Source organism: Mesorhizobium sp. ES1-1 (assembly GCF_020164785.1).
Taxonomy (GTDB): Bacteria; Pseudomonadota; Alphaproteobacteria; order Rhizobiales; family Rhizobiaceae; genus Mesorhizobium.
Map to the genome: position 1 here is coordinate 225344 of NZ_JAIUGX010000005.1, position 16803 is coordinate 242146.

Below are 16803 nucleotides of genomic sequence, written 5' to 3' on the forward strand. Positions count from 1 at the left end.
ACGGTGGACCGATGGGTGATGCGGCTGAGGTCCGTATACATGGCTTCGTCGCGCCTGGATATGAAGCCGTGGCGGACGAGTTCCGCACCAATTTTACCGAACGCGGCGATCATGGAGCGGGCTTTGCGGCTGTGGTCGATGGGCGCACGGTCGTCGACCTTTGGGGAGGCTGGGCGGACAGCGGAAGTCGCCGGCCCTGGCGCGAGGACACGATCGCCGGAATCTTTTCGGGCACCAAGGGCTTCGTCGCTACGTGCCTGCTGCTCCTCATCGAGCGCGGGCAACTCCAGTTGGACAGCCCAGTAGGCGCCTACTGGCCCGAATTCGCCGCACGCGGGAAGGAGCGGATCCTCGTTCGGCACCTGGTTTCGCATCAGGCGTGCCTTCCTGGCCTTGCCACTCCGGTTTCGGTGGAAGAGGCGACCGACGATGTCCGCATGGCGCGATTGCTGGCCGACCAGTCGCCGGTGCGGGAACCCGGCACGATATTGTATTATCACGCGCTGACATTCGGCTGGCTTTGCGGCGAACTGATCCGGCGCATCGATGGCCGCAGTGTCGGCCGGCTGTTCGCGGAGGATGTCGCGCGGCCTCTCGGCCTCGATGCCTGGATCGGTCTTCCGCCCGAACAGGAGCCCCGCGTCGCGGTGCTCGAGCGCGGCGAAAATTATGGGGCGAAACGCAGCGATCTGGATACGGACCGCGTGGCCTGGTCGATCTGGGACAATCCGCCGAGGTCGAGACCCTACCCGCTGCCGCTGAACTCGCGCTCCTGGCGCGCGGCGGAGGTTCCGGGCGGCAACGGCATTGCGTCCGCGCGCGCCGCGGCACGGCTCTACGGATGCCTGGCGCGGGGCGGCGAACTGGAAGGGACCCGCATTCTAAGGCCGGAGACGATCGCGCTCGGCTACACTTGTCTGGCGCGCGGCGTCGAGCCTTATCTCGAACAGGAACTGGCCTACGGCGTCGGATTCGGTTTGCAGACGAGGGAAGCTCTGTTTGGCAGCGTTCCGGTGGGCTTTGGCCATGACGGCGCCGGCGGATCCTTGCACGGCGCCTGGCCGACGCTGAAGACCGGCTTCTCCTACGTGACCAACACGCTCCGGCAGTTCGAAGGCCATGACCCAAGGTCAGGCTCGCTGCTAGCCGCTCTGTCGGCATGCGTGCAAAGCCCATAGAACATTCGCCGTCTCAGTCCTGCCTGACGGCCTGGACCTGGATTTCGACCTTGAGCTCGGGACGGGCGAGTTTCGATTCCACCGTGGCGCGTACCGGAGCGTGCTCCTTATCCACCCAGGTATCCCAGGCCGCGTTCATGCCGGCGAAATCGCCGATGTCGGCCAGCCAGATATTGGCGGTGACGACATCGCGCTTGGACGCGCCGGCCTTGGCGAGAAGCTCATCGATCTGCGCCAGCACATCGGCCGTCTGCCCGCCTACATCCGCGCCGCCATGGCGCGCGGTGACGCCGGCCAGATAGACGGTGCCGCCGACCTCGACGATGCGATGGAAACGACCGGTGAAATCGGTGCGCTTGATGGTCAAGGCCTTCTCCTCAAATATCCGTCGATTGGCGCGCAGCGCCAGTGCCTGTCATGTCCGGGCCAGTCCGGGCCGCGATGCATCAGCCGTTCTGGAGCACCACGGCCTTGGTCGAGAGATATTCCTCGACATGGTCGATGCCGGACTCCCGCCCATAGCCGCTCATCTTGTAGCCGCCGAAGGGGATGACCGGGTCGAGCACTCCGTAGCAATTCACCCAGACGGTGCCTGAGCGGATGCCCTTTGCCACCCCATGCGCCTTGGCCACGTCGCGGGTCCAGACGCCGCTGCCCAGCCCATAGACGGTCGAGTTGGCGATGCGCAGCGCCTCGCCGACATCGTCGAAGGGGATGGCCGTGACGACGGGCCCGAATATCTCCTCCTGGGCTATGCGCATGTCGTGGGTGACGTTCTTCATGACCGTCGGTTCAAGGAAATGTCCCTGCGCGAGTTCACCGTCGACGAGACGATTGCCGCCGGCGACGATTTCGGCGCCTTCGCCGACGCCAATGCCGAGATAGGACTGGACGCGCTCCATCTGCTTGCCGGAGACGACCGGGCCGATTTGCGTGTCGGGCTCGATGCCGTTGCCGACCTTCAGCGCCTTGGCGAAATCGGCCACTCTCTCGACGAAGCCGTCATAGATCGACCGTTCGACCAGCAATCGGGAGCCCGCGCTGCAGATCTGGCCGCTATTGCCGAAGATGCCCATCGCGGTTCCGGCGACCGCCTTGTCGAGATCGGCGTCGGCGAAGACGATGTCTGGCGATTTGCCGCCGAGTTCCAGCATCAGCCGCTTGATGTTGCCCTTTGAGGCTTCGATGATCCGGCGGCCGGTGGCGTCCGATCCCGTGAAAGCGACCTTGTCGACATCCATGTGGGCGGCAAGCGCAGCGCCGGCCACGGTGCCGAGACCGGGAACCACGTTGACCACGCCTGGCGGAACGCCTGCTTCCAGTGCTAGTTCGCCAAGCCGCAGCGCGGTCAGCGGCGCATCCTCCGCCGGTTTCAGGACCATGGTGCAGCCGGTCGCAAGAACCGGTCCGATCTTCCAGATCGTGCTGGTCAGCGGCGCGTTCCATGGCGTGATGGCGCCCACCACGCCAACGGGTTCCTTGAGCGTATAGGCGAAAACATCGCCAGGCAGGGAATTGGGCAGGGTTCTGCCGCCGATCGTCACGCACATCGAGGCATACATGCGAAGCATGCCGATGGCGCGTTGCCGGCGGCCGCGCGTCATGGTGATCGGCATGCCCATGTCGAGCGTGTCGAGCTGGCTGAATTCCTCGAAATGGCGGTCGACCAAGTCGGCGAATTTCAGGATGACTTCCTGGCGCTGGAACGGCGTGAATTTCGACCACGGCCCCTCGAAGGCGCGCCGTGCCGCCGCAACCGCCAGGTCGATGTCGCGCGCGTCGCCCTCCGCGATCGTGGCTAGCAATTCGCCCGTCGCCGGGTTGTACGTGCCGAATGTCCGGCCTTCCATGGGCATTACGAAGCGCCCGTCGATGATCAGTTTGCGGACGACATCGGTGCGTCCAAGAATGTGCTGGTTCATGGAAAGTCCTTCAGGTCCCGCGCGGCGTTGGCGCTTCAGGCAAACAGCGCCCGCAGATGGTCGTTGAGAAACATGCCGGCGGGATCCAGCTCACGGCGCATCCTCTTGAAGTCGTGGTAGCGCGGATAGAGTTTTTCCAGCCTGGATTGCGTCATGAAATGATGCTTGCCCCAGTGCGGGCGCCCGCCGTGCCGATCGAAGATGGCATCGACATCCCTGAGCATGGCCCAGGTCGACGGTTCCAACGGTCCCGAGACCGAGAGCGCATAGCCATCGCGCTCCGCATAGGCGCTAAGATAGGAATCATCCGCCTTCACCGGCCGGCATTCGACCGGGAAGGTGAAGTCCTTGTGCTTTTGGAGGAAGAGATGGCGGACCTCGTCGAAAGTCGCCTCGAAATCCTCGAACGGCACGGCATATTCGATCTCGCGGAAGTTCGGCTCGTAGAGGTTCGGGAAGATCACCGAGGAATGGTCGAATTGGGAGCCGGGCTCGGGGGCGGGGGCCGGTTCATCGACCGGCACGGCGTTGTAGCTGCGCATATGACAGATGTCGTAATCGCGGCTGGCCAGGTTGGGCACGCCGCTCGGCAGGACGAACAGGTCGGCGGATTCGCGCCTTGGCAACCAGAAGAACCAGAACGTCCTGTTGTCCTCCAGCCGCTGATGCAGCCCGCCGAGGCAGTCTTCGATGTCGGCGTTCCAGGACCGTTTGAAGAGGTTGTAGGATGGAACCGCCTGCAGCGTGATGGATACGACCACGCCGAACATGCCGATCGAGGCACGGAAGGCCTTGAACAGTTCGCCGTCGGCCTCGGCCGAAAGGTCCAGGAAGCTGCCGTCGGCGGTCACGATCCGCGCGGCGATCATCTGCATCGACATGCATGGCAAGGTTATTCCCGCGCCATGCGTCGCCGTCATGATCGCGCCGCAGACTGATTGCGTGTCGATGTCGCCCTGGTTGTTGAGCGACATGCCCTGCGTTCTCAGATACCGGCTGAGTTCGCCGACGCTGATGCCGGGCTGCACGGTGACGCGCATCTGCTCCCTGTCCAGGGACAGGACCTCGTTGAAGGCGCGGAAGTCGATGTGGACACCCGGCGTCGGCACGGCAGGCGTGTTGGCGTGCCCCCTGCCGGACGAGCGGACGGGCAATCCAAGCCGCGCCGCCGCAAGGACGGCCTGGCGCACATCCTCCTCGCTGCGCGGCAGGACCGTGCTGGCCGGCACGAAATAATGCTCGCCGAACCAGTTCCACCACAGCTTGCCCGGCTCCAGCACGTCCGTTTCGGCTTGTCGCATGTCCATCTCCGATCTTTCCTGGCGTCAGGCGATAAGCTTGACGCGGCTGTTTTCCAGCTCGGCATTGACCGCCGGCATCACCTGCGTGGCAAGCAGTTCCATGGATTTGTGCATCACGGCCTTGTCCTTGCAATCATGCGCCGTCATCAGCAGCGTGCCAAAGGGCCCGACCTCGTCGCGCAGCTCGAGGATCTTGCGGGTCACGGTCTCGACGCTGCCGCAGATGACGAAGCTGTCGCGCACCATCTCATAGGTGATGTCGGCTTCGGCCGTTTCGCGCGTCGGCGCCAGCAATTTGGCCGCGCCAAGCCGCTGGTAGACCGTGAACATGTAGTCGTAATACCAGTCATAGGCGCCGTTCGGGGTCTTCACATAGGCTTCGGCCGCTTCGTCGGTGTCGGCGACAAAGATCGAACGCGCCACGCGCCACTGGTTTCCGTCGGGCTTCTTGCCGAGCTTCTTCAGCTCGTCGGCATAGGTGTCCCAATGGGTCTTCACCACCCAGGAGGCGACGAAATTCGCGGAGATCGGCATCATGCCGCGCTGCGCGGCGATGCGGATGGAATTGGAGTTGGGGCTGCTGACCGACAGAGCGAGCGGCGGGTGCGGCAGCTGATAGGGCTTGCCGAAGGAGCCGACGCCGAGATCGGGCCAGACATTGTCCTTGAGCGTCACGTTCCAATATTTGCCCTTGATCTCGTAAGGCGCACTGCCGGCCCAGATCTGCTGGATGATGTCGAGCGAATCCATCATCATTTCGGGGCGGTTCGCGTCGGGCATGCCGAAGGCCTCGAAATCGGATCCCAAGGCGCCCGTGCCGACACCTAGGATGAGCCTGCCCTCGGTCAGATGGTCGAGCAAGGCGACGTGCGAGGCTGCCATGACCGGATGATAGAGCGGCAAGGGAAGAACGCCGGTGCCGAGCTTGATGGTCTTCGTCTTGCTGGCAAGGAATGCAAGGAAGGTGATCGGCGACGAGATCTGCTCGATTTCGCATGTGTAATGTTCGCCGACCCAGCACTCCTCGAAACCGAGCTTTTCAGCCAGCACGACCGATTCCACGTCTTCCATCAGGGTCGTGTGGTAATCGCGGTTCAAATTATGCATCGGCATCATGAAAAACGCGAGTTTCATCGCAATCTCCTTACTCGTTTCCAGTGAGGAGGGTTGAGCAAGGCCCGTGCCATTGTGGCCGACATGACGCGTGGGGCTGATTTCCGCGTGTTCGGCTGGGGCTTCGCTGCGTGTTCTGCTGGAAGCCGTCTCGCGGCAGCGAAAGTCGTCTCATTTCTGATGCCGCGCTACGGCTCCGATGGCGCCGGGAGCGAACACTACGGCGCATTGACGCCAAGACGCTGACTTGCCTATCTTGACGGCAGATTTCAAAGCTGCATAGTTTGTGGACATATGAGCGAGATTGCGTCCACTTTGACGCGCGAAAAATGCTCGGCTACCTTGAATCTCCGTATCGTGCTTTCCGAAGGCCGATCCTGATTTCGGACCGATGCATCAGAGAGGACAAGCTCCGCATGGACTCATTGGGCCGTGTAGTCGCGCAGTCAACGGCCGTCGGCGGATTGGCCAGCCTCGACAATTCCTGGCAGCGCTGCCAGGAACGCTATCACTTCGACCCCAATGCGAACCCACGCCTTTCCTCGCTGAGCGACCGCGAGGTCGTTGAGCTCTGCGAGCCGTTCGACCCCAACCTGGAGACCATCAAGAACGAGCTGGAATTCGTGCAGTCGACTTTGCGCGGTTCGAATTTCTGCGCCAGCTTCTCCAACATGGCCGGCATCATCCTGCGCTATCGTGGCGATCCGCAGAACGACGAAGATCTGAAGCTGGAGCGGCCGGGCACGATCTGGGCGGAAGGCGCGGTCGGCACGAACGGCGTCGGAACCTGCATCATCGAACGCCGCCCAGTGATGGTGCTGGGCCGGCAGCATTATTTCCGCGCCTATGCCTCCGTCTCCTGTGTGGCCGCGCCGGTGATGTCGGCCGACGCGGAAATGATCGGCGTTCTCAATGTTGCGACGGGCGATCCGCGCATCACCTCCGACACCTTCGCGCTCGCCGCCGGCCTGACCATGAACACGGCCGAACGGCTGAGCAACCAGCTCTTTCTCGATCACTTCCCCGGCAGCTCGATCCTGAAAATCCGCGGCGACGGCTCGACCGTGCTTCTGGCCCTGGACGAGGAGCAGCGCATTGTCGGCGCCAACCGGCAGGCGCGGAATGTGTTCGGATCCATCGCCGAGCGCCTCAACCGGGCGACGCTTTGGGAGTTGTTCCAGGGCACGCCGGAGGCGCGCGACAGCATCACCAGGGACGGCAGGCAGCTCGGCCTGAGACGGCTCGATACCGAAGCGCTCTACGAGGCGGAAATCATCGCGCCAAGGCCGGTGCCGGCCAGACGCGCCATCGCCAAGGTTGCGCAACCCGCCGCCCGTCCCGGCGTCGAACCGGCGATCGAGATTGCCCCCTCCCAGGGCCCGACGATCGAACAGTGCCTCGGTTCGCATCCTCGCCTCACCGTTCTTTCCAGGCTGCTGCGGCGCATTTCCGGCAGTGGTTTGCCGATCCTGCTGCTTGGCGAGACCGGCGTCGGCAAGGACACTTTGGCGGGCGCCCTGCATCGCGAAGGCGATCGCTGCGACAAGCCGCTTGTCGCTTTCAATTGCGCGGCTATTCCGGAGTCGCTGATCGACAGCGAATTGTTCGGCTATGGCGCCGGCGCGTTCACGGGAGCCAAGCGGGAAGGCAATGTCGGCCGCCTCAAGCAGGCCGATGGCGGCACGCTTTTCCTCGATGAGATCGGAGACATGCCGCTGTCCTTGCAGACGCGGCTGCTCAGGGTCCTGGAGACCGGGGAGGTCAGCCCGCTCGGTTCGGCCAAGACCCAGACGGTCGACATCAACATCATCGCTGCGACCAACAACGATCTTTCGACCGCCGTCGCCGAGGGCCGCTTCCGGCGCGACCTCTACTATCGCCTGGCGGGCGTGGTCGTCGACATGCAGCCGCTGCGTGAACGAAAGGACATTCTCGACATTGCCCTGCGCCTGCTTGCAGCCGACAGGTCCGGCCCGCCCGTCCGGCTCAGCGACGGGGTGGTCGCCGTCCTTCGGACCTATGCCTGGCCGGGCAATATCCGTGAGATGCGCTACGTGCTGCAGCGGGCGCGACGTGTGTGCGAAAATGGCGTCATCGAGGTCGAGGACCTGCTGCTTGCCGACTTCGCCTCGCCGCGAACCGGAGCCGCTGAAATGCCCGCCCAGGCGCCGCATCCCCGCCAGGCGCTGCAGGATGCCGAACGCAGGATGATCGTATCGACGCTCGAGCGGCTGGACAGCGATGTCAGCCGGACAGCCGATGCGCTCGACATGAGCCGGGCCACGCTCTACCGCAAGATGCGCGCGCATGGGATCGTCGCCCAGAAGGTCGTGCGCGGCTGAGCCCAGCCTGTCAAGGGCGCCGAACTTGGCGGCCGATCCAACCCGGATCGACGCTTGCATCAGGCTGGCACGTGACTTGCGTTGCTCCTTCCAACCCACCGGACGTTGCCGCTTGCCGGCACACCGCCCGACTGGGTCTGAAGGAGACCGACATGCCTGATCCAATCGAATTCAAACTTGCCGAGTTCAAGCTCGCAATGCGCCGCCTGGCCGCCGGCGTCTCAATCGTCACCACCATAGACGGCGAGCAGCCGCATGGCTTCGCCGCGACGTCGGTTACGTCCGTTTCGGCCGATCCGTCGCCCCTGCTGCTGGTCTGCGTCAACAAATCCGTCTCCTGCCACGATCTGATGCTGGCATCCGGCCGGTTCTGCGTGAATGTGCTGGCCGAAGCCGACATGGAAACGGCGCGGCTGTTCAGTTCCTCCAAGGACCGCCATCGCCGGTTCGAATTGTGCAAATGGGAAACCTTGTCGACCGGCGCCCCGGCGCTGACCGGAGCTTTGGCGAGCTTCGACTGCCGCATCCACCGCGCGATGGAAGTGCAGACGCATACGGTGGTATTCGGCGAGGTGGTGGAAACACGGCTGATCGACGACGAGCTCCACCCGCTGGTCTATATGGATGGACGGTTCGGCGGGCTCCGCTGTCCGCCGGCTACCGGTGCAACCCAATGAGCGAGGCGGGGCGGCCAGCTCATTCCAAGACCCATGTGGCGGTGATCGGCGGCGGCGTGATCGGCGTCTGCTCCGCGAGCTGGCTGCTGCGCGAAGGCTTCGCCGTCACCATCATCGAACCGGGCGAGATCGCAGGCGGCTCCTCCTTCGGCAATGCCGGCTGCTTCAACCCGTCCTCGGTCGTGCCGATGTCGATGCCGGGCAATCTGGCCAAGGTGCCGGGGTGGCTGCTCGATCCGCTCGGACCCTTGTCGATCCGATGGCCATATCTGCCCAGCATCGCGCCGTGGCTGCTGCGGTTCCTGCAGGCAGGTTCGCGCGAGCGGGTGGAGAAGCAGGCGGCGGCACTGGCCGGCCTGCTGCGGGATTCGCCGGGCGCCTACCGGCCGTTGGTGGAGAATGCAGGGGCGCTCGACCTGCTGCGGCGCGACGGCCATCTCATGGTCTATTTGACCCGTGCGGACTTCGAGGCCGACGCGTTCGCCTGGCAATTGCGCGAAAGCAACGGCATCGAATACACGGTGCTCGAGCGCGACGCCCTTTGGCAGTTGGAGCCCAGTCTGTCGCACGACTACCAGTTGGGGGTTTTCCTGCCGGGCAATGGCCATACGGTCAACCCGCAACGGCTGGTCAACGCCCTTGCCGATGCCTTTCTGCGCGATGGCGGCCAGATCAAGCGCGCCAGGGTCGACGGCTTCGAGCTTGCGGGCGACAGGCTGTCGGGACTGCGCACGGACGCCGGCTTCCTGGCCGCGGACCGCGCCGTGGTCGCCGCCGGCGCCCATTCGAAACGCTTCACCAGAGAGCTCGGCGACAGCGTCCCGCTCGATACGGAACGCGGTTACCACATCATCGTCAGCAATCCCGAGGCGCGGCCGCGACTGCCGATCATGGACACATCCGGCAAGTTCGTGGCGACGCCGATGGAAACAGGTCTCAGGCTTGCGGGCACCGTGGAATTCGCGGGGCTGCAGGCGGCTCCGGACTGGAGGCGGGCACGCAACCTGCTGAAGCTCGGAAAACGGCTGTTTCCCGGCCTCAGCGAAAACTATCCGGAGGATCGACTTTCGGTCTGGATGGGTTTTCGGCCAAGCATGCCGGATTCGCTGCCCGTCATCGGACACTCCCGGCGTCTGCGTGATGTCGTCTACGCCTTTGGCCATGGCCATGTCGGCATGGCGGCAGGCGCCACCACAGGGCATCTGGTCACCGATCTTATCGCCGGCAAGCCGCCGCGCGTGCCGATCGAGGCTTTTTCACCAAGGCGGTTCGGCTGATGCGGGCGGGCAACCCCCGATCCCTGTCTCACGCGAGAGACTGGTTCGTCACCGATGCGACGGCGATAAACCGGCTGCGGGAGGACAGAAACAAGCACGGCCGGGCTGCGCCCGCGAACAGCCTATCGAATCAACCACTTGCAGGGGTCCCGACTCTCGGCGACAATCGCGTGGAGAGGCCGCCGACATCTGGCACGGCGATTGCTCACTTCCTGACATGAAAATGGGAAAGGACCTGGGCATGAAAAAACTTCTGAATGAAGCCGTCAGCCGTCGCACGATCCTCAAGGCCGGTGGCGCGGCAATCGCCGGTTCGCTGTTCGCACCGAACATCATCCGTCCGGCCAACGCCTCCGAGCAGATCCTGCTGCTCACCTGGGAAACATATCACGACGATGATTGGATCCAGGAATGGGGCCGCGCCAACGATACGGAAGTGCGCGCGGTCCGCATCGGCTCCGAGGACGAGCTCTACTCGCAGCCCTTCTCGGGCGCGATCCAGCCTGACGTGCTCTATGTCGAGACAGGCTCCCTGTCGCGCTTCAAGGGCGCGGGACTGATCAAGAAGATCGACGTCTCCAAACTGCCGAACGCCTCCAACATATCGTCCCACCTGCCGTGGCAGAAGTTCACGACGGTCGACGGCGAGCTGGTCGGCGTTCCCTATAATTGGGGCACGCAACCGCTGATGTACAATGCAGACGTCGTCCCGGAAGCCGAGACGGCGACATGGGCGACGCTCTGGGACGAGAAGTACAAGGGCAAGGTGAACATGTTCGACGACTGCACGATCAGCTTCCCGATGATCGCGCTTTATGTCGGAGCCAAGGATCCCTTCAACCTGACGGAAGAGGAATTCGGCAAGTGCACGGACGCCCTGCGCGCTCTGCATGGGCAGATCCGGGTCATCGCGCGGGGCTTCGACGACGCGTCGACGATCTACGCCGCGGGCGAGGCCGTGATCGGATACTGCCAGAATGTAGCGGTGGTCACCTCGCTCCAGGCCAAGGGCAAGAACTTCAAATATTCGCTGCCCAAGGAAGGCACGCCGACCTGGATCGATTGCGCTTCGATCTCACCGCAAGGCGACCGCCCGATCGTCTACAAGTTCCTCAACGACAATCTGGGCACGCAGTGGCAGTCGCGCTTCATCGCCAAGTCGACCAATAATGGCGTGCTCAGCGCGGAATCCGCGCGTGCCGCAGGCCTCAGCGAGGACGCGCTGAAGGTCACCAACATCGTCGATTCCGCCACTCCCGGTTTCTGGGACAAGCTGGTCGTCTTCCAGAAACCGGAAGACCTAGAGCGTCGCCTGCAGATCTGGAACGATTTCAAATCGGGGATTCTCTAAGCCCCGCGGCAGGCAACCAGAACCGGAGCCACTGCGATGCAGCAATCGGTCGGCAACCATGTGCTTAGCCTGGAAGGCGTCTCCAAGACCTATCCCGGCAACACCAAGCGAGCGCTCGACAGAGTGTCGTTCGACGTGGCAGCGGGCGAGTTCTTCTCGATCCTCGGCCCGAGCGGCTCCGGAAAGACAACGATCCTGCGCACCATTGCGGGCTTCGAAAGGCCCGACGAGGGCCGCGTGATGATGAGCGGCGGCGATGTCACGCATCTGCCGCCCAACAAGCGCGACCTTCGCACGGTGTTCCAGAGCTACGCCCTGTTCCCGCACCTGACGATCAGCGAGAACGTCCAATATCCGTTGCGCATGGCCGGCATGGCAAAGCCCGAGCGGACAAGGAAGGCCATGCAGGCTCTGGAGCTCGTCGCCATGGAATCACTGGCCGGCCGCTTGCCGCATCTGCTTTCGGGCGGCCAGAGGCAGCGCGCCGCGCTCGCACGCGCCATCGTGTCGAGACCGCAATTGCTGCTTCTCGACGAACCGCTGGGCGCCCTCGACCTGCGCCTGCGCCAGCAGATGCAGCACACGCTGGTCTCGCTGCAAAAGGAGCTTGGCATCGCCTTCGTCTACGTCACCCACGACCAGGGCGAGGCGCTCTCGATGTCCAACCGGGTGCTGGTGATGCGCGAGGGGCGGATCGCGCAATTGGGACGACCGCAGGACCTTTATTTCAAACCGAGATCGGAGTTCGTCGCCGAATTTGTCGGCAACTCCAACATGCTGCCGGTGGAGTTCACCTCCAGCCACGGCGCCTATGTCGGGTCGATCGGCGGGGTGACATTCCCGGAAATTCGCGGCGACAGGTCCGGCACGGCGCGCGTGGCGGTGCGTTACGACAATGTCCGAATCTATCCCGACAAGGACGGTTCCGCGACCAGCCGGCTCTCCGGCATTGTCGAAGACGTGCTGTTCCTCGGCACCAACATCGAGGTCGGTGTCCGCTGCGGCGAGTTGCGGATCATGGGCAGCGTGCCGGCCAGCCGTGCCGACAGCCTGGTTGCCGGCCAGGCTGTGACCATCGGCCTCGACCTGGCGGAGGCAAACGTCTTTCATGTCTAGATCGGCCGACATGGCGCTGTTCGCCGCCCCAGCAGTTCCGGCGCGCTTCAGGTTGCGCATCGATTGGCCGCAAGTGCCGGTCTATGGCTGGCTGGCACTGATCGTGCTGATCCCGAACCTGCTGCTGATCGGCACGAGTTTCTTGTCGGTGGCCGGCGGACGCATCAAGTTCGAACCGACGCTGGCCAATTATGTGCGCCTGTGGAACTCGGCCGGATTCTGGCGACTGCTCGAGCAGACCTTCCAGTTTAGCCTGCTCGGCGCCTTCCTGGGTGCCCTGGTCGCCTATCCGATGGCCTATTTCGTCGGCCGGGTGGTCAGGAACAACCGTTCGATCCTGACCGTGCTGGTGCTGGTTCCTCTGTGGATCAGCCTGCTGATGCGGGTGTTTTCCTGGCGTCTCATCCTGGGCCAGAACGGTGTGCTGAATTCCTCCCTGGTTTCGAGCGGAGTGCTGGACGGCCCGTCCTCGGCATTCCTGTATACCGGCTCGTCGGTGGTGCTGACATTTGCCTACATCTCCATCCCGTTCATCTTCGTGTCGACGCTGAACGCCTTCGAGAAGATACCGCAATCGTTGATCGAAGCCTCGCAGGACCTCGACGCAACCTCGTTCCAGACCTTCTGCCATGTCATCTGGCCGCTGACCCGGCGCAGCCTCGCCATCGGCTTCAGCCTCGCCTTCCTGGTCACGGTCGGCGACTACGTGACGCCGTCCATGGTCGGAGGGATCAACGGAACCACGCTTGGCGTGCTGATTTCCTCGCAGTTCGGCATAGCCAGCAACTGGCCATTCGGGGCCGCACTTTCGATCGCGCTGATCGCCGCCGTTTCCATCGTCGTGGCGGTCGTGTTGTGGTCGTGCCCGCAGCGAGGGGTTTTTTCCGGTGACGAGGCGCCGTCTTCGGCGCCGCCGCCGGCAGCCGGCGAGGGGGCTCGGCTAAGCTATATCGGCGGCGCCATACTCTATGGCGCGGTCGTCGCCTTTCTGTACGCTCCCCTGCTGCTGATGGTCGTGTTCTCGTTCAACGATTCGACCTTGCAGGCCTTCCCGCTGCACGCCCTGACCTTCAAATGGTATGCCGAGCTCGCAGGCAATTCGGGACTGATCGCAGCCGGACAGCGCTCGCTGATCGTCGCCGTCAGCGTCGTCATCATCTCCAGCATCGTCGGGACGGCGTTCGCGCTTGTGCTCCATTATCGCAACCTGCTCTATTCGCGCGCTGTCGAACTGCTCCTGACGCTGCCGCTCGCCATGCCCTCCGTCGTCCTCGGCATCGTCATGGTGCTCGGCACGGAAATCGTCGGTGTTCCTCCGGGCCTGGCTCGTGTCGTCATCGGCCAGGCAAGCTTCATCATGCCCATCACCATGCTGATGGTGCTGACGCGGCTTCGACGCCTCGATCCTTCGCTTCTCGAGGCCTCTCTCGATCTGGGCGCGAGCCGCCTGCAGAGCTTCCTGCTGATCGTTCTGCCGCTGATCCGCGGCGCGGCGATCGGCGGCATGCTGCTTGGGTTGACCCTGTCGGCGGACGAGGTGATGGTGACATTGTTCCTCGCCGGCCCATCCCAGACATTGCCGATCTGGGTCTTCAACCAGATGCGCTTCGGCTTCACTCCGTCGGTCAACGCGGTCTTTACCCTGCTCGGGCTGTTCGCGCTGTCGACGGTCCTGATCGGCCAGCTCATCGCGCGACGCCGCGCCGTCGAGACGTGAGCAGGTCAGCAGGTATTTGGCGCAACCACTGAGGAGCAGCGCAACATGCCGTCACCGACAACCGGGCATCGCGTGGCCGTGCTTGGCACCGGCAGCATGGGCACGGCGATAGCCAAGGCTCTGATCGAGGCGGGGCACCACGTAACGGTGTGGAACCGATCGAGGGAGCGGCTGGAGGGCTTGGCCGGATGCCGCGTCGCGCAGACAGCCGGCGATGCCTGCCTAGACGCCGATGTCGCGTTCACCTGCTTTTCGAATTTTGCCGCGACCCATGATGTCTTGGAGCAACAGGACGTGGTCGACGCGCTCAGGGGCAAGGTCCTGGTGGCGATGTCTACAGCCACCCCGGACCAGGTTCATGACCTCCAGCGCTTCGCGGAGGCGTCCGGCATCGACTATCTCGACGCCAAGATCGCGGTTACGCCGGCCCAGATCGGCGCGCCGACGGCGGTGATTTTCTTTGCCGGGCCTCAAGCCATTTTCTCCCGGATCGAACCTGTCCTAAAGGCGCTGGCGGGACGGGCGACGTTGATGGGAGAGCGCATCGATGGCGCCGTGCAGGGCGACTTCGCCTTCCTCAGCGTCTATTTCGCCGGCACGATCGGCATCCTGCACGGCGCGGCATTCTCGCGAAGTTCGGGACTGGATATCGACCAGTTCTTCAGCCTGATCCCCTGTTTCCTCGACGAGATAAACGCCCGCTCGCAATCGTTCCGGAAGATGATCCTTGCGGGCGATTATTCGGATGTTCAATCGGCCTTGAAAACGGATCTGGCCGGCGCGCGGCTGCTGGCGGACGCAACCGTGCATGCCGGAATGCAGAGGCTATTCCCGGACGCCTTGATCGACCTGATGCAGGATGCGGTCGCGCAGGGCCATGGCGATCTGGATTCGGCGGCGATGGTCGAGGCATTCGGGAAGAAGAGCCGCACGGCCGCTTGGCGCAGCGCCGTTTGAATCCTTGGCTGTCGACAAGGGAAGGGACAGTGCCGCCAAACGCCTGGAGATCGCCAATCACCACCACGTCGCCTGGTTTCCGGCCGCATCGCTGTCGGCCGCACCCTGATGGGATTCTGCAGATCCAAAATAGGTGGAGGCAGGGACGGCAATTAACGAAATTGAGAAGAACCGCGTCATTCCCGGACCCTAGGTATCCTGGCACAATAGGTCTACGATCGTTCTATGTTCCTGAGGCCAAGTGGGCGGCCCGGAACGGAATGGCAGGCCATTGGGGTCGTGGGGGCTATTGTGTCTATCAAGCGGGAGGAAATCGGCCGAGCTTTCGACAATGGAGATTTCCGCCCGCACTTTCAGCCCCTGGTCAACCTGCGGGTCGGCGACCTGCATGGTTTCGAGCTTCTCGCCAGATGGAAACATCCCGCGCGGGGATGGATTCCACCCAGCGAGTTCATACCGCTCGCGGAAAAGGACGGCTGGATCGACCGCCTGACCAAGGAATTGCTGCACTTGGCATTCTCTTCGATGGCGAAGCTGCCGGATCATTTGAACCTCTCGGTCAATATATCTCCGGTTCAGTTGCGCGGCCTCGGCTTGCCAAGGGATATCCAGAAAATTGCCGAGCAATCAGGGTTCTCGCTGGAACGTCTGATGGTCGAGATCACCGAGAGTGCGCTGACGGAAGACCTGAACAGTGCGCGAATGATCGCGGCGGCCTTGAAGGCCATGGGCTGCAAGCTGGGTCTCGACGACTTTGGAACGGGCTATTCGAGCTTGACCCATCTCCAGTCGCTGCCATTCGATGAACTCAAGATCGACCGCAGTTTCGTGGGTTCGATGGCGGAGCGCCGCGACAGCCGCAAAATCGTTGCCGCCGTCGTTGGCCTTGGACAGAGCCTCGGGCTGATAACCGCCGCCGAAGGGGTGGAAACGCTCGAACAGGCCCAGATGCTTCAGTGGCTTGGCTGCGAGTTGGCGCAGGGTTGGTTCTATGGAAAGCCGATGCCGGCCGAGGATCTGCCGAAAACGGTGTCGGGATTTCGCGCCAAGGGCGTCGCGGCGATGTCGACGGATGTTCCGGGCCGTTTGTCCAGCCTCGATCTTCTTCCCTCGGTCCGGCTGGCGCAACTGCAGGCCGTGTATGACGGCGCACCGGTCGGACTGGCGTTTATCGGGAGGGATCTGCGCTACAAGATGCTGAACCGACGACTGGCCCAGATGAATGGGCGCCCCTTGGAGGACCATATCGGCAACACCGTCGCGCAAACGGTCCCCGGCCTCTTCCCGCTGGTCGAAGGTTACCTTCTTCGCGCGCTGGACGGCGAAGCTATTCCCGGCGTCGAGATCACCACACCGGTGTCCGATGCCGGCGAGAGCCGGACGATCCTGTTGTCTTACGAGCCGGCGCGTGACGAAGCGGGGGAAGTGGTCGGCGTGTCCGTGGCGATCGTGGACCTGTCGCCGATCAGGCGGGCGGAGGAAGCAAGGCGTGCGGCCGAGGGGCACTTTCGGCAGATGATGGAGTTGCTGCCTCAGATTCCGTGGATCATCGATCCGGAAGGACGCGCCCTCGATGTCAGCCAGCGATGGCTGCAAATCTCCGGCCAGACGGGCGACCAATGGACAGGTTTTGGCTGGCTGGACGCATTGCATCCCGACGATCTCAAGCCGACCTGGGACGCCATGAACGCGTCATTCAAGAGCGGCAATCCGATAGACACGGTCTTTCGCGTGCGCGGTTCTCCCGCCGACCCGTGGAGGCGGTTGCGCTCCAGAGGCGCAGCCAATGTCGGAGCGAACGGCAAGATCATCTGCTGGTATGGCAGCCTGGAGGAGGCTGAATGAAAAGCTG

The 16803-nt window shown here is 63.4% G+C and carries 12 protein-coding genes and 1 pseudogene; 9 read left to right on the forward strand and 4 right to left on the reverse strand.

Features of this window, described 5'->3' with window-relative positions; genetic code table 11:
* The first annotated feature begins 11 nt into the window (after positions 1 to 11).
* Complete coding sequence (locus tag LB513_RS11205; protein WP_224663558.1) at positions 12 to 1178, forward strand: serine hydrolase domain-containing protein; 1167 nt, start codon at positions 12 to 14, stop codon at positions 1176 to 1178.
* 13 nt (positions 1179 to 1191) lie between these two features.
* Here the strand turns inward: LB513_RS11205 and LB513_RS11210 are convergent, their stop codons facing one another.
* The 4 genes from LB513_RS11210 to LB513_RS11225 form a co-directional block, all read right to left on the reverse strand.
* Positions 1192 to 1545 carry a RidA family protein gene (locus LB513_RS11210; protein WP_224663559.1) on the reverse strand — a complete coding sequence of 118 codons (354 nt, stop codon included), beginning with the start codon at positions 1543 to 1545 and terminating at the stop codon, positions 1192 to 1194.
* A 79-nt stretch (positions 1546 to 1624) separates the two neighbouring features.
* Positions 1625 to 3100 carry an aldehyde dehydrogenase family protein gene (locus tag LB513_RS11215; RefSeq protein WP_224663560.1) on the reverse strand — a complete coding sequence of 492 codons (1476 nt, stop codon included), beginning with the start codon at positions 3098 to 3100 and terminating at the stop codon, positions 1625 to 1627.
* Between the two features lie 35 nt (positions 3101 to 3135).
* A complete protein-coding gene (locus LB513_RS11220; protein WP_224663561.1) occupies positions 3136 to 4401 on the reverse strand; it encodes a D-arabinono-1,4-lactone oxidase in 1266 nt (421 codons plus the stop codon).
* A 24-nt stretch (positions 4402 to 4425) separates the two neighbouring features.
* Positions 4426 to 5535: an LLM class flavin-dependent oxidoreductase gene (locus LB513_RS11225; RefSeq protein WP_224663562.1), complete on the reverse strand. Its 1110-nt coding sequence runs from the start codon at positions 5533 to 5535 to the stop codon at positions 4426 to 4428.
* A gap of 395 nt (positions 5536 to 5930) precedes the next feature.
* Here LB513_RS11225 and LB513_RS11230 point away from each other — a divergent pair, with 395 nt between their 5' ends.
* The 8 genes and pseudogenes from LB513_RS11230 to LB513_RS11265 all read left to right on the forward strand — a co-directional run bounded on the left by LB513_RS11230 (position 5931) and on the right by LB513_RS11265 (position 16796).
* Entirely contained in the window at positions 5931 to 7856 is a 1926-nt protein-coding gene (locus tag LB513_RS11230) for a sigma-54-dependent Fis family transcriptional regulator (RefSeq protein WP_224663563.1), read from the forward strand.
* Between the two features lie 152 nt (positions 7857 to 8008).
* On the forward strand, positions 8009 to 8533 hold the full coding sequence (locus tag LB513_RS11235; RefSeq protein ID WP_224663564.1) for a flavin reductase family protein: 525 nt from the start codon (positions 8009 to 8011) through the stop codon (positions 8531 to 8533).
* Positions 8530 to 9810: an NAD(P)/FAD-dependent oxidoreductase gene (locus LB513_RS11240; RefSeq protein ID WP_224663565.1), complete on the forward strand. Its 1281-nt coding sequence runs from the start codon at positions 8530 to 8532 to the stop codon at positions 9808 to 9810. The genes LB513_RS11235 and LB513_RS11240 overlap by 4 nt, the downstream gene beginning before the upstream one ends.
* A gap of 241 nt (positions 9811 to 10051) precedes the next feature.
* Positions 10052 to 11161 (forward strand): extracellular solute-binding protein, encoded by a 1110-nt coding sequence (locus LB513_RS11245; protein ID WP_224663566.1) that lies wholly within the window; start codon positions 10052 to 10054, stop codon positions 11159 to 11161.
* A 36-nt stretch (positions 11162 to 11197) separates the two neighbouring features.
* A complete protein-coding gene (locus LB513_RS11250) occupies positions 11198 to 12277 on the forward strand; it encodes an ABC transporter ATP-binding protein (RefSeq protein ID WP_224663567.1) in 1080 nt (359 codons plus the stop codon).
* Positions 12270 to 13994 (forward strand): ABC transporter permease subunit, encoded by a 1725-nt coding sequence (locus LB513_RS11255; protein WP_224663568.1) that lies wholly within the window; start codon positions 12270 to 12272, stop codon positions 13992 to 13994. The genes LB513_RS11250 and LB513_RS11255 overlap by 8 nt, the downstream gene beginning before the upstream one ends.
* 39 nt (positions 13995 to 14033) lie before the next feature.
* Positions 14034 to 14951: pseudogene (locus LB513_RS11260) on the forward strand (NAD(P)-dependent oxidoreductase); the annotation flags it as partial.
* A 291-nt stretch (positions 14952 to 15242) separates the two neighbouring features.
* The gene (locus tag LB513_RS11265) at positions 15243 to 16796 is read left to right on the forward strand and encodes an EAL domain-containing protein (RefSeq protein WP_224663570.1); all 1554 of its coding nucleotides are present in this window, start codon (positions 15243 to 15245) and stop codon (positions 16794 to 16796) included.
* The last annotated feature ends 7 nt before the right edge of the window (positions 16797 to 16803 follow it).

Bases quoted from the DNA above. Each gene is read 5' to 3' on its own strand.
- LB513_RS11220 (WP_224663561.1), bottom strand. From the start codon at position 4,401: ATGCGACAAGCCGAAACGGACGTGCTGGAGCCGGGCAAGCTGTGGTGG.
- LB513_RS11235 (WP_224663564.1), top strand. From the start codon at position 8,009: ATGCCTGATCCAATCGAATTCAAACTTGCCGAGTTCAAGCTCGCAATG.
- LB513_RS11240 (WP_224663565.1), top strand. From the start codon at position 8,530: ATGAGCGAGGCGGGGCGGCCAGCTCATTCCAAGACCCATGTGGCGGTG.
- LB513_RS11225 (WP_224663562.1), bottom strand. From the start codon at position 5,535: ATGAAACTCGCGTTTTTCATGATGCCGATGCATAATTTGAACCGCGAT.
- LB513_RS11245 (WP_224663566.1), top strand. From the start codon at position 10,052: ATGAAAAAACTTCTGAATGAAGCCGTCAGCCGTCGCACGATCCTCAAG.
- LB513_RS11230 (WP_224663563.1), top strand. From the start codon at position 5,931: ATGGACTCATTGGGCCGTGTAGTCGCGCAGTCAACGGCCGTCGGCGGA.
- LB513_RS11250 (WP_224663567.1), top strand. From the start codon at position 11,198: ATGCAGCAATCGGTCGGCAACCATGTGCTTAGCCTGGAAGGCGTCTCC.
- LB513_RS11205 (WP_224663558.1), top strand. From the start codon at position 12: ATGGGTGATGCGGCTGAGGTCCGTATACATGGCTTCGTCGCGCCTGGA.
- LB513_RS11255 (WP_224663568.1), top strand. From the start codon at position 12,270: ATGTCTAGATCGGCCGACATGGCGCTGTTCGCCGCCCCAGCAGTTCCG.
- LB513_RS11215 (WP_224663560.1), bottom strand. From the start codon at position 3,100: ATGAACCAGCACATTCTTGGACGCACCGATGTCGTCCGCAAACTGATC.